General features: G+C 37.8%; 11 protein-coding genes. 10 read left to right on the top strand and 1 reads right to left on the bottom strand.

The window, feature by feature from the left end; genetic code table 11:
• Positions 1-11 precede the first annotated feature (11 nt).
• From AC4NPH_RS05665 to AC4NPH_RS05630, 8 genes are all read left to right on the top strand, one after another.
• The gene (locus tag AC4NPH_RS05665; RefSeq protein WP_098314581.1) at positions 12-1,241 is read left to right on the top strand and encodes a dihydrolipoamide acetyltransferase family protein; all 1,230 of its coding nucleotides are present in this window, start codon (positions 12-14) and stop codon (positions 1,239-1,241) included.
• A 15-nt stretch (positions 1,242-1,256) separates the two neighbouring features.
• The gene (gene lpdA, locus AC4NPH_RS05660; RefSeq protein WP_013056586.1) at positions 1,257-2,636 is read left to right on the top strand and encodes a dihydrolipoyl dehydrogenase; all 1,380 of its coding nucleotides are present in this window, start codon (positions 1,257-1,259) and stop codon (positions 2,634-2,636) included.
• A gap of 263 nt (positions 2,637-2,899) precedes the next feature.
• Positions 2,900-4,777 (top strand): sigma-54-dependent Fis family transcriptional regulator, encoded by a 1,878-nt coding sequence (locus tag AC4NPH_RS05655; RefSeq protein WP_491938644.1) that lies wholly within the window; start codon positions 2,900-2,902, stop codon positions 4,775-4,777.
• Between the two features lie 54 nt (positions 4,778-4,831).
• On the top strand, positions 4,832-5,881 hold the full coding sequence (locus AC4NPH_RS05650) for a 2,3-butanediol dehydrogenase (RefSeq protein WP_098314579.1): 1,050 nt from the start codon (positions 4,832-4,834) through the stop codon (positions 5,879-5,881).
• A 128-nt stretch (positions 5,882-6,009) separates the two neighbouring features.
• Entirely contained in the window at positions 6,010-6,153 is a 144-nt protein-coding gene (locus AC4NPH_RS05645) for a hypothetical protein (RefSeq protein WP_013056589.1), read from the top strand.
• A 119-nt stretch (positions 6,154-6,272) separates the two neighbouring features.
• Positions 6,273-7,487, top strand: coding sequence for a cystathionine gamma-synthase family protein (locus AC4NPH_RS05640; protein ID WP_057274843.1), 1,215 nt, complete (start codon positions 6,273-6,275; stop codon positions 7,485-7,487).
• Between the two features lie 232 nt (positions 7,488-7,719).
• Positions 7,720-8,298 (top strand): HTH-type transcriptional regulator Hpr, encoded by a 579-nt coding sequence (locus AC4NPH_RS05635; protein ID WP_098314578.1) that lies wholly within the window; start codon positions 7,720-7,722, stop codon positions 8,296-8,298.
• A gap of 332 nt (positions 8,299-8,630) precedes the next feature.
• The gene (locus AC4NPH_RS05630; protein WP_306472192.1) at positions 8,631-8,786 is read left to right on the top strand and encodes a DUF3231 family protein; all 156 of its coding nucleotides are present in this window, start codon (positions 8,631-8,633) and stop codon (positions 8,784-8,786) included.
• A 70-nt stretch (positions 8,787-8,856) separates the two neighbouring features.
• Here the strand turns inward: AC4NPH_RS05630 and garD are convergent, their stop codons facing one another.
• On the bottom strand, positions 8,857-10,392 hold the full coding sequence (gene garD / locus AC4NPH_RS05625) for a galactarate dehydratase (protein ID WP_053487183.1): 1,536 nt from the start codon (positions 10,390-10,392) through the stop codon (positions 8,857-8,859).
• Between the two features lie 213 nt (positions 10,393-10,605).
• On the opposite strand from garD, the gene AC4NPH_RS05620 reads away from it, so the two are divergent.
• Together AC4NPH_RS05620 and kdgD are read left to right on the top strand one after the other, a co-directional pair.
• Positions 10,606-12,525: a sigma 54-interacting transcriptional regulator gene (locus tag AC4NPH_RS05620; RefSeq protein WP_491938641.1), complete on the top strand. Its 1,920-nt coding sequence runs from the start codon at positions 10,606-10,608 to the stop codon at positions 12,523-12,525.
• Positions 12,526-12,681: 156 nt separating this feature from the next.
• The gene (gene kdgD, locus AC4NPH_RS05615) at positions 12,682-13,614 is read left to right on the top strand and encodes a 5-dehydro-4-deoxyglucarate dehydratase (protein ID WP_041816538.1); all 933 of its coding nucleotides are present in this window, start codon (positions 12,682-12,684) and stop codon (positions 13,612-13,614) included.
• The last annotated feature ends 7 nt before the right edge of the window (positions 13,615-13,621 follow it).

The following is a 13,621-nucleotide window of genomic DNA, read 5'->3' as shown; positions in this document are numbered from 1 at the left end:
GGAGGAAGCAAATGGCTGCAGAGGTTGTAATGCCAAAACTAGGTATGGCAATGAAAGAAGGAACCGTTTCGACGTGGAACAAAAAAGTTGGAGACTCCGTTTCAAAAGGAGATATGATTGCAAGCATTAATTCTGAAAAAATCGAAATGGATATTGAAGCGCCGCAGGACGGTGTGATTCTTGATATTCTTGTACAAGAAGATGTAGGAGTGCCTCCTGGAACGATTATCTGTTATGTTGGAAAGCCAAACGAGCAGCTCACTGAGCAGAACCGTTCAGCAAATGAGCTGCAAGCGCCTAAAAACGAGGTAGCGGCTGCTATCTCTTTAGAAGAGCGACCAGCAAACACAGCTTCATCAAAAAAGAATAAAGAAACTGTCCGCATTTCACCAATTGCACGGAAAATAGCAGAATCTGAAAACATTAATATTGAAACGATTCAAGGCACAGGACCAAAAGGAAGAATCACCAAAGCAGATGTAGAGAAAGTGCTGGCGGAAAGAGCTTCAGAATCGAGTCCCCAAACGGTAGAAAGAGATAACCCCGCTATAAACAAAGAAACGCTTCCAGTAGCGGGCATGAGGAAAGTCATTGCAAGTCGAATGCATAACAGTTTATTAAACAGTGCCCAATTAACGATTAATATGAAAGCTGACGTGACGGATTTGCTGTCTCTTCAACGAGAAATTAAAGATGTGACCCAGCAACGCCATAAGGTGAAGATATCTCTAACTGATTTTATTGCTCGCGCTGTTGTTCTTTCACTTCAAGAACACAAACAAATGAACAGTGCCTATATTGATAACGAAATTCAACTCTATAACCATGTTCATCTTGGAATGGCCGTAGCTTTAGAAAATGGGTTAGTTGTTCCAGTTATGCAGCATGCTGAAAAGATGTCGTTAGTTGAATTAGCTACAGAGATCAAAACACGAGCAGCAGATGCTCGGCAAGGTCAGCTGAGCACTGATAGAATGCAAGGTTCTACATTCACTATTACTAATCTCGGTGCTTACGGAGTAGAGTATTTTACACCTGTATTAAACCCGCCTGAAACAGGAATTCTTGGTGTTGGAGCTACTGAAGATGTACCGATGTATAAAGGAGACGAATTACAAAAAAGAAACGTGCTGCCTTTAAGCCTGACGTTTGATCATCGCGTACTGGACGGAGCACCTGCAGCTAATTTCCTTGGAACTATTAAACAATACTTAGAACAGCCTATTTTACTACTCTTATAGAAAGGGGTGCATTCCGTGAAACCTTTAGTTGTGATTGGCGGCGGTCCAGCAGGATATGTGGCGGCAATCACTGCCGCTCGGCAAGGAAAACAAGTTACGTTAATCGAACAAAAAGATTTAGGTGGAACCTGTTTAAATGAGGGCTGTATGCCAACAAAGTCGCTATTAGCAAGCGCGGAAGCCTATGAGAAAATTAAGAAAGCTGAGCAATTCGGTATCACTATTCCTTTAGAACAAGTGAAAATTAACTGGGATGGCGTTCAGCATCATAAAACAACCATTGTTAAAAACTTGGTCAGGGGAATTGGCTATTTGATGAAAAAGAACAGTATTAAAGTCATAAAAGGAGAAGCTTCTTTTTTGACAAATCATCGTCTATCTGTGCGAAACGAAAATCACGTAGAAGAGATAGAGGCTGAACAGTTTATTATTGCTGCGGGTTCAGAACCTGCTAGCCTGCCATTTGCTCCTTTTGATGGAAAGTGGATCATTCACAGTAAACAAGCAATGTCGCTGCCTGCTATCCCTTCAACTCTTCTAATAGTAGGAGGGGGTGTAATTGGATGTGAATTTGCAAGCATTTACAGCCAAATGGGAACAACAGTAACGATTGTGGAAGCGGCAGATCAGCTGCTTCCTGGTGAAGATGCCGACATCGCATTTACGTTACAGGAAGAATTAGAGAAAAAAGGCGTAGCAATTTATACATCCTCTTCGTTAACAGAAATGCAGCCAGAAGATAAAACAGCTCTATTTAAACATAAAGAGGAGCTGCATGAACTGCAAGCTGAGTATGCATTAATTTCAATTGGAAGAAAACCTAGAGTGCTAGGTTTGGGTTTAGAACAGGTTGGCGTACATTTTTCAAAACAAGGAATTGATGTTAATGAGCATATGCAAACGAATATACCTAACATCTATGCTTGTGGAGATGTAGTTGGCGGAATTCAGCTTGCTCATGTAGCCTTTCATGAAGGCACAGTTGCTGCTTTACACGCATGCGGAAAAGATAAGAGCGTAAATTACCGAGCTGTACCTCGCTGCATTTATACTCACCCTGAAATTGCAAGTGTCGGTATGACAGAAAAGCAGGCTCGCAGCGAATACGGCGATATTCGCGTCGGAGAATTCTCGTTTACGGCAAACGGCAAAGCGATGATTGCCAATGAGTCCGTTGGAAAAGTGAAAGTAATCGTAGAACCGCAGTTTAATGAAATTATTGGGCTTTCCATTGTAGGTTCACATGCTACAGAATTAATTGGACAAGGAACCATTATGATGCACGGAGAGTTGACCACAGATATAATGGAAGACTTTATCGCTGCCCACCCTACATTATCTGAAGCCATTCACGAAGCTCTTTTGCAGTCGGCGGGTCAGGCCGTTCACTCCTGATTACGCAGGTGCCCAAGTTATTAAACTCTTTGAGGATGAAAAGTAAAAATGAATGATTCAAAAAGATAACTAGAGGATGAAGGAATCACGGAAGCGGTATAGGAGTTTTCCTGCATCCTCGTCTAGTTTCTTTATTAATTTTTACATAACGTAAGTTTAAGAATCTCTCTTTGGTAATGATAACGTTTTCTTTGTGATTTATAATAATGATAACAAGCCTTGATTTACTATATTCAATTAAGTTTATAGGGGAGAGGTAAGAAATGGAATCCACACTTTCTTTAAACACATGGAAGCGTTTTGTAAACGAAGGAGCACTTGAATCTTCAAGGTTAAACGACATTATTGTAAAGTCATGGCATCGTTGTAAAAGCGCAGATGTTAATCCTTACCTAGATAAAGGCAGATCGATTTTAAGAAATGAAGCCTTTCATTCTCGAAAACAAATGAACTCTTTATTTCTTGAGACGGCTTTGCCGCACTTAGAAAGAATCAGACAATCAGCGGCGGACTTAGGAATGGTTGTTTTATTAATTGACCCAGAAGGCTATATTTTATCTATTACAGGAAATAGACTTACACTGAATGAAGCAAGGAAAATTAATTTTGTGGAAGGTGCCTGTTGGACAGAAAAAGAAGTAGGCACAAATGCAATCGGTACGGCTCTGCAAACGGAAGAGCCCATTATGATAACGGGTACAGAACATTATTCAATTGCTTCGCATCAATGGAGCTGTTCGGCAGCTCCTGTTCGAAATGACGATGGAAATTTAATTGGGATTATTAATATTTCTTGTCCTGTAAACAGAGCTCACCCTTATACACTTGGAATGGTTACGTCCATTGCTTATACAATTGAGCGGGAGTTAAGCATTCGAATGCACAAAGACGAAATTGAGTTGGTTCACGCTTCTATGAATTTTGTTGATAGCAAACAGCTCTTGCTGCTTTGCAATTACAAAGAAGTGATTGTGGGAGCAAGCAAAACCGTTCGGGAATGTATACCAAAATGGTCAGGCCTGCAGTTAAATACGATTGTACAACAGGGATTTCGTATAGTGATGGAAGTGCCTGTCATTTCAAAAAGACACGGTCATTCTATTGGAAAGATTATTTATCTATCAGAAGAAGCGCACCATAACCAAACATCTACACAGATCCCTGCTCAATCATTTTCTTTTAAAGGAGAAGCAGGCATAAGCCGTTCCTTTCAGCAAACACTAGAAGAAATAAAGCATGCGGCTCCTACGGATACAACGGTCTATATTTTAGGGGAAACAGGTACTGGAAAAGAAGTAATAGCTCAAACAATTCATGAAAACAGCTCGCGTAAAAACGGGCCTTTTATTGCTCTTAATTGTGGTGCTATTCCGAAGGAACTTATGGAAAGTGAATTATTTGGCTATGTGGAAGGAGCGTTTACAGGAGCACGGCGTCAAGGATATCAAGGAAAGTTTGAGCAGGCTAATCACGGTACGATTTTTCTTGATGAAATAGGTGAACTTCCTCATTCTATGCAAGTTTCTTTGTTAAGAGTATTGCAAGAGCGCAAGGTAACGCCTGTTGGAAGCAATCAGGAAATTCCGGTAGACATCCGGATTATTACCGCTACTCATCGAGATCTTCGTCAACTTGTCAGTGAAGGGAAGTTTCGAGAAGATTTATATTACCGGCTTCACGTGTATCCCGTGCATGTTCCGCCTTTGCGAGAAAGGAAAGAAGATATTCCACATCTGATGCGCTACTTTTGTCAAAAGAATGCTTGGAATATGAATTTCTCCAAAGAGTTAGTAGATAAATTAATAGATTATCAGTGGCCCGGCAATATTCGAGAATTATTTAATGTACTTGAACGCTTGAAGATCTCGCTTAAAACAGAAACAGAAAAAGAGAGGATATTGAATTATTTAAGTTCTTTAAATCTTGGCGGTCAGAAGAGCATCTCCCACTTTGATACTTCACAAGAAATAGAAGAAAATGATTTTACGTCCTTACCCGCACTCACATTTCGTGAAAAAGTTCAAAAAGACTTAATGATGGATGCTTTACGTAAAACGCAGGGAAATGTGTCACTTGCCGCTAAGCTGTTAGATATACCAAGAAGTACATTTTATAACAGATTAAAAAGATTCAATTTGTAAGCAAAGAGTTTTTAGCTGTTTTAAATTTTTAAATAAGGATAGGAGCTGAGTAGAATGAAAGCATTAAGATGGCATGGCGTTAAAGATGTAAGGTTAGAACATATTGCAGAACCTACCGTCTCTCAAGGGAAAGTGAAAATTAAAGTAGAATGGTGTGGAATTTGCGGAAGTGATTTGCATGAGTACACGGCAGGACCCATTTTTATTCCTACAGAAGAACCCCATCCATTAAGTAAAGATAAAGCGCCGGTTGTGCTGGGGCATGAATTTTCTGGACAAGTTGTAGAAATCGGAGAAGGTATTACGAATGTAAAAGTCGGAGACAGAGTAGTGGTAGAACCTATCTATGCATGCGGAGAGTGTGAAAACTGTAAACAAGGAAAGTATAATCTTTGTAATAAAATGGGGTTTTATGGTCTTGCCGGAGGTGGCGGAGGTTTTTCTGAGTATGCCTCCATACCGGTAGAAATGATTCATAAAATACCGGAAGTGGTATCTTACGAGCAAGGAGCTCTCGTAGAGCCTTCAGCTGTGGCTCTTCATGCTGTGCGTCAAAGCAAACTAAAGGTAGGAGATAAAGCTGCCGTATTTGGGACGGGACCAATCGGTTTGTTAGTTATTGAAGCGTTAAAAGCATCGGGTGCATCTGAAATTTATGCGATCGAACTATCGGAACAGCGCAGACAGAAAGCTGAAGAACTTGGGGCGATTGTGATTAACCCGCAAGAATACGACCCCGTAGCAGAAGTACATAAGCGCACAGGTGGAGGTGTGGATGTTTCCTATGAAGTGACGGGTGTTCCCTTAGTTTTAACTCAAGCCATTAATTCTACCAAAAGTGGTGGGGAGACAATGATTGTTAGCATATTTGAAAAAGAAGCGTCCATTCATCCCCAAACAATCGTTTTACAAGAGCGTACAGTAACAGGTATTATTGGCTACCGCGATGTATTTCCAGCGGTTATTAGTTTAATGGCAAAAGGCTATTTTTCTGCTGATAAACTGGTGACAAAACGTATCAAGCTAGAGAATGTAATTGAAGAAGGTTTTGAGACATTGTTAAAAGAAAAAGAACAGGTGAAAATTTTGGTGAAAGCTGAATAAAAAAAGAGGGTGGGACAAAAGTATTTTAGACGAAGTAAAAAATGAACCATTGATCAAGATTTTTGATTAGTGGTTCATTTTTTTGTTAGGGTGAACGTAGGTTCGATTTGTTTAGGTCCTTCTAGCAGTTGATTGGAGGGCAAGACGAAGACTCCCGCGGAAAGCGAAGTCTTGCACGGAAATCAACTGACGTGTCACAAGCGGTTCAGCTCATGTATCCTATTTGTTCGTCTTTGGATTGGATTCATTTCGTTATGTCTCAACCTCTTTAAATTTAATAAGGTAAGTATGGTTATTTTATTATCAGATTATTCTGTACTATATACAGTATATTGTATACAATATATAATCTAATCATTATCTAATTAATAAAATCAGAGGTGATGAGTGAATGACAGACAAACAGTTTAGAAATGTACAAGACGGAACAAAAGCGGTATGGGCAGGAGAAAAAGAATCGCTTGCTTACAATGCTACTCAAGTTCCTGTCGTCTTCAGCGTAGCTTATAATTATGATGATGTAGACGAATGGCAAGAAGTTGCGTTAGGAAATAAACCAGGCTATACGTATAATCGCATGAGTAATCCTACGGTAAAAGCTTTTGAAGAAAAAGTAAGGATACTTGAAGAAGCAGAAGAAGCGGTCGCATTTTCCTCCGGTATGGCGGCTATTAGCAGCACATTATACACGTTTTTAAAACCTGGAGACCGCGTCGTATCGGTAAAAGATACATATGGAGGAACAAATAAAATCTTCACTGAGTTCCTTCCTAACATCGGAGTTGATGTAACCTTATGTAATACGGGAAATCATGAAGAAATTGAAGCGGAAGTAAATAAAGGATGTAAAGTACTATATCTAGAGTCACCTACAAATCCTACGATGAAAATTATTGATATTGAAAGAATAGCAAAAGCAGGAAAATCTGCAGGGGCAGTCGTCATTATTGATAATACGTTTGCGACACCCATTAATCAAAACCCTCTTCAATTAGGGGTAGATCTTGTCATTCACAGCGCAACAAAATTTTTAAGCGGACATGCGGATGCCTTAGGAGGGGCAGTATGCGGCTCTAAAGAATTAATGCAGCAAGTGTATCACTACCGTGAGATCAATGGCGCGACCATGGATCCCATGTCAGCGTATCTTATTTTAAGAGGGATGAAAACGTTAAAATTACGTATACGTCAACAAGAACGAAGCGCTTTGGAAATTGCTAAATTTCTTCAAAAGAAAGAAGCTGTTGAAGCCGTCTATTATCCTGGATTGGAAACACACCCTCATCATCATATTGCCAAAAAACAAATGAAAGGCTTTGGCGGAATATTAAGCTTTGTTTTAAAAGGAGAAATGGAAGCTATTAAAATTTTGCTGCCAAAGTTAACGTATGCAAATAAAGCCGGCAATTTAGGAGCGGTTGAAACGATTTATGGACCAGCAAGAACGACTAGTCACGTAGAATGTACGCTTGAAGAACGTAAAGCCCTTGGAATATCTGAAGGACTGGTTCGCATATCTGTTGGAATTGAAGATACGGAAGATTTAATTGCAGACTTAGAACAAGCATTTGCTCACTTAGAATCCGCATCATCTATTAGTAATTAAAAAGACGCGTATTACTTTTTTTAATAAAAATAAAGTAAGTACCTCTTTTTAGTTGGTAGACACTTCTTCAGAATTGTAGAAATTTTGTGGAATAAAGCTGATAAATTAAACTGTACGTGTATTTTTTCGTCTGATTTTGTAGGTATACTGATAAATTAGATGAAATAAAAATGTTTTTACGCGTTTTAAAAATAAACTAACTTACAACAGCCTACAAATAAGGAATGATAGTATGTCGAAACAAGAACAAGAAAGTGAATACACAATAAAAGATGCATCATTGTTTGGATTAAAATTAATGCAGGTAAGTAAAGCCATCTGGAGAGCTGCGGAAGATGACTGGGAGCAATGGGTGAAACCTTATGGACTAAACGTAAATGAGCATCATATTTTATGTTTAGCTAGTAACACGGGAGAAATCTCTATGTCAGAGTTAGCTAATTTAGGAGCTATGCATATCTCTACAGCGTTTAATTTTTCGAAAAAATTAGAAAATCAAGGATACCTGCATTTGTCCAAAAGAGAAAATGATAAAAGAAACACCTACATCAAATTGACTGAAAGCGGAGAACAATTATTGCTTGATACGCTCAGAGGGTATGAACCACATAACAGTAAGATATGTAAAGGCGCACTTCCTTTAAAAACGTTATACGGCAAATTTCCCGCTTTTCCAGAACTAGTAACCGTTGTTCGCCATGTTTGCGGCGGCGAGCTTGTGACCGTTGCTGATCAACCTTTTGTGAATATAAAAGAAGCGGGAATAGAAGAAAATGAAGATAAGAAAGAAGTCCAGCTAACTAGTAATTGAACGCAGTGAATAATATGCAGACAATAGGGCTTCATGAAAACAAGTGAATAACAGGCCGAGCTGTTTTATACGTGAGAAATACGACGTATAAAACAGCTCTTTTTTATTTTTGGAATAATGATTCTCAATTATATTATGAGAAATTTAGGATAAGCTACCAGTAGTAAATTTCCCGGAAAGAAGGAGTGGTTGCCGTGAATAGGTCTGACTGTAGATTAAAATGCTTAAGCCTGCATATCTCACCTGAGATTCTTAACTCTTCCAACAAAGGGCAAAAGTTGAGGAATAGATAAGATAGAAAAGACCAACCTAAGAACAAATCGAATTAGGAGATTATAGATGGAAGGCATGATCTAGCGCTTTTATACGGAAAATCAATGACAAACATCTCAAAGTTTGGAAAGGAGGCCGCGGATATTATGATGGAAAACGGCTGGATGGAAACACCGCCAGAAGCAGTAGACAGAGGTCATTTAAACTCCAATTAGTTATACAACTTGTCATAAAGTAACGAGAACCTGTTTAGAAACAGCGCAAGCGCAGGTTCTCGTTATCTTGTTAAGTTAAGGGAGCAGGGTTAAACAGACATAAATCATTATGCAACCCCCAATAATCACTCCATGTTTTCTTATGGCCGCTTGCAATTTCTATAATTAAGTGAAAGAGCTCCCAACCAACCTCCTCAATGGTTGCTTCTCCTTGTGCTATTCTTCCCGCATCTAAATCTATTAAATCATGCCATTGCTCAGTTAATGAACTTCTAGTAGATACTTTAAGAACAGGTGCCATTGCCAGGCCATATGGAGTTCCTCTCCCTGTTGTGAAAATATGCATGTTCATTCCAGAAGCTAACTGTAATGTTCCGCATACAAAATCACTCGCCGGAGTTGCTGCATAGATTAAGCCTTTTTTAGTCGGTTTTTCTCCAGGCGATAAAACTTCGACAATTGGAGTTGTTCCAGCTTTAGCTATGGAGCCAAGTGCTTTTTCTACTACGTTTACAAGTCCGCCTTTTTTATTTCCAGGTGAAGGATTTGCACTTCTATCTGCTTCGCCTCTTTTTAAATATTGATCATACCACTTCATTTCTTTAATCAGGGATTGACCAACTTCTTTATTAATTGTTCGTGGCGTTAACAAATGAATAGCATCTCGAACTTCAGTAACTTCAGAAAATAAAACAGTAGCGCCTGCTCTTACTAGTAAATCTGCCGCATATCCAACTGCTGGATTGGCAGTAACACCGGAAAAGGCATCGCTTCCTCCACATTGTAAACCTACCGTTAAATCAGACACAGGGCAGGTTACACGCGTCCGGCTATTTAGTTTAATTAATTTTTCTTCTGCCATCTCTATAATCGCAGCAATCATTTGCTTAAAACCCGCATGGTCCTGCAAGCGTGTTATATTTCCTGAAATCTCTTGTGGACTCAAACGTTCAGGAAGCAGCTTTTCACACCCTAAGCCAACTACTAGAACTTCACCGCCGAAATTTGGATGAATAGAAAGATTTTGTAATGTACGAATCGGAATGATGGCGTCCGGTGCATTAATGGCAACTCCGCAGCCATAATTATGAGTTAAAGCTACTACATCATCTACATTTGGATAAGAAGGAAGAAGTTCTGTTTTGATTTTTTTAACCGCATAATCAAGTACTCCTACTACACATTGAACACTTGTCGTAATCCCAAGTATATTTTTTGTGCCAACACTTCCATTTGTATTTTTGTAACCTTCAAATGTGTATCCTTCTAAAGGAGATAAAGGGGCAGAAACTTTAGTTGCCAAAGGCAGCTTTTCTAAAATAGGGGGATCAGGTAGGGTAACATATGATTCTTTTACCCAAGTTCCTTGAGAAATCGCTGAGGAAGCAGCTCCGATAACTTCTCCATAGCGAATAATTTTGTCACCTTTCTCAAAGTTTTTTAATGAAACTTTATGTCCTTGAGGGATATATTCTTTTAGCTCTAAACCAGATGGAAACACAGTTCCTTTCGATAATCCTTTTGAATTTACAATCGTAGCAACATTATCGTTTTCATTTACTTTGATATAAAGGGGTTTTTCTGTTTGATTGATTTGCAAAGACATGATTTATCTCTCCTTAATCGTTTTTAGTTTCTTTCTAAACATGTTCATTTTTATTTATTGCAATAAGCATGCCAAGTGTTTTAACGAGTAAAAAAGCCTTTGTACCGAAGAAAAGTGATGAAATATACAACAATTGTTGTACATAAAGCAACAATTGTTGTACCAATACGTTATAATAACTAGAATATTCTAACTAATCAGGAGGAAAAGAATATGTCAAAAATTGCTTTTATTGCCCCAGATAAACAACTGTTTTTACAAGGAAAAAGAGTAATTCAAGAGTTAGGGTTGCAAGGAGAGGTTGAAATCTACCTTGCAAGGTTAAGCCGCGCCGTAAAACTCGCCAATAAATTAGAATCCAGCTGTGATGTTATCGTTTGCAGAGGAGGGACTGCAAGGTTAATTACTGATTCTGTAATTGGAATTCCTCTAGTCGAAATTCCAATTACAGGACAAGATTTAGCTCAAGCCTTTTATAAAAGCAAGCAGGTAACAAACTTAGAAAATCCTAAAGTGGCCATGCTCGCATTTCAGAATATGAAAAATGATGTGGAAATTTTAGCAGATATTTTGGGTATCAACCTTTCTATTTATCTTCTTGATTCAGTTGAAGATATTCCGACTTATATTGAGCAACTTTCCTCAGGAGAAACAGATATTGTTATTGGAGGAATGAAAACAACAACTTTATCACTTAGAAAAGGCTTTAAGGCAATTTCTATTGAATCTGGAAATTCTGCCGTTCGGACAGCGCTTTTAGAAGCTAAAAAGATTTCTTTAGGAAGAAAAATTGAAAAAGAGCGTTCCCAAACAGTTAAAGCCCTTATTGATTATTCTATACAAGGAATTATTAGTATTAATCGAAATAAAAAAGTAGAAGTATTTAATCATGCTGCTGAGCACTTGCTAGAATTAAAAAGGCAAGAAGTGCTAGGGAAGCAGATTGATGCTGTTATGCCCTTTTTACCTATTAAAAATTATTTTGGAGGAGAAGAGCATTTAGGTATAATCAAAAAAATCAAAAACAAAAGTTTAATATTTAATATTGCTCCAATTAAAGTGGAGAAAGACATTATCGGAGCAATGATAACTTTTCAGGATATTACAAGTATTCAAGAAATGGAAGCTAAAATTAGAGGGGAAGTACTGTCAAGAAAGTTTGAAACACGCTACACATTTTCTGATATTTTAGGGCATTCTAAGGAAATTTGTGAAGCTAAACGGATTGGACAGACAGTGTCTTCTGTAGATGCAACCGTTTTAATTTTTGGTGAGTCCGGCACCGGGAAAGAATTATTTGCTCAGAGTATTCATGCAGAAAGTTTGCGGAAAAACGGTCCTTTTGTTGCTGTTAATTGTGCAGCTATTCCGCCTAATTTACTGGAAAGTGAGTTATTTGGATATGTAGAAGGGGCCTTTACCGGAGCGACAAGGAAAGGAAAGCAAGGTTTGTTTGAAATGGCGCACCGAGGAACGATTTTTCTGGATGAAATCTCGGAGATGGATACATATGGACAATCCCGCTTACTTAGAGTTTTACAAGAAAAACAGGTTATGCGCTTAGGTGATAATAAATATATTCCTGTAGATGTAAGAGTTATTGCAGCAACGAACAAAAATTTATTAAAAGTCGTAGAAAAAGGCAAATTTCGAGAGGATTTACTTTACAGGCTTAAGGTCTTAACTATAAATATTCCACCGCTCCGTAAAAGAAAAAGTGATATTCGTTACCTTGCTCAGCATTTTTTAGTCTATTATACGAATCTCTATCAAAAGAAAAATATAGAGATTACAGAAAAAGCTTATTCACAATTAACTACCTATAAATGGAAAGGAAATGTAAGAGAATTGATGCATTTTATTGAAAGGTTAGTAGTGATCAGTAAAAATAATGTAGTTTCGGATCAGGATATGAAAGAGCAGCTAAACGAAAATGCTTTTGAAACAAATTACATCGGTGAAGAAGCAGAAACCACCAATCATCTTCAATCTGAAAAAGAGCAAATTTTACTTGCTTTAGCAGAAACTCATTCCAATATATCTCAAGCAGCTAAATTGTTAGGAATTGATCGAAGTACACTTTACCGTAAGTTGAGAAACTATGAAATTGAAATAAAAAAGGCGTATAAATAGAAACGAAAAACACCTCTTTCTTAGAGGTGTTTTTCGTTTCTATTTTAAAATTTTTTATTTAATAATTTAAGCTTATTTATTTTATTGACAAACAATTTAATTTGTCTTACAATAAAAATGTAAAAATTATCTGAAAATTTATAGGAGGATATGCATGTGAATATGAATAGAAAAGCACCTACAGGAATTTTAGGTTTTCCCGTCGCTCCCCTTAATAACCAAGGAAAATTAGATGAAAAAGCTTTAGAAGCAAATATTCAATTTTTATTAGACGAAGGGTTAGAGGCTATCTTCATCGCTTGCGGTTCAGGAGAATTTCAATCCTTAAATACAAAAGAATATACAGCAATGTTAGAAGTAGCTATATCTGTCGTCAACAGAAAAGTTCCCGTTTACACAGGTGTGGGCGGTAATCTTTCTACAGCTTTAGAATGGGCTCGTATTTCAGAGGAAAAACAGGCAGACGGCTATTTAATTTTACCTCCATACTTAATTGAAGGAGAACAAGAGGGCCTTTACAACTATCTAAAAGCAATCATTGAGCATACAAATTTAAACGCAATTGTTTATCAAAGAGACAATGCCATTTTACAGTTGCCAACTTTAGAAAAACTTACAGAATTAAACCAACTAGTAGGATTAAAAGACGGATATGGAAATATGGAATTAAATATAGAATTAACCCAGTCTTTAAGAAAACGACTAGGCTGGCTAAACGGAATGCCGATGGCTGAAGTAACGATGCCAGCATACGCTCCAATTGGATTTAATTCTTATTCTTCAGCAATCTCTAACTATGTTCCGCACATATCAAGAATGTTTTACAACGCTTTATTAAGTCACGATCAAGAGTTACTAAGCGAACTCTACCAAAATATAATTCTTCCAATTAACGATATTCGCAAGCAAAAAAAAGGATATGCTGTTTCATTGATTAAAGCAGGGATGGAAATTATAGGTTTACCTGTTACAGATAGAGTAAGGCCTCCTATTGTTTCAGTAGATAAAGAACATTACGCACAGCTTGAAAAGATTTTAACACAAGCATTTGATCAATATCCTAAATCCTCTAAACAAGTTTTATCTTAATTAATAA

The sequence above is a fragment of the Priestia sp. MDV22-iso46 genome, assembly GCF_058629175.1.
Note: the sequence above shows the minus strand (reverse complement) of the source record. Positions and strands in the feature narration are given on the sequence as shown.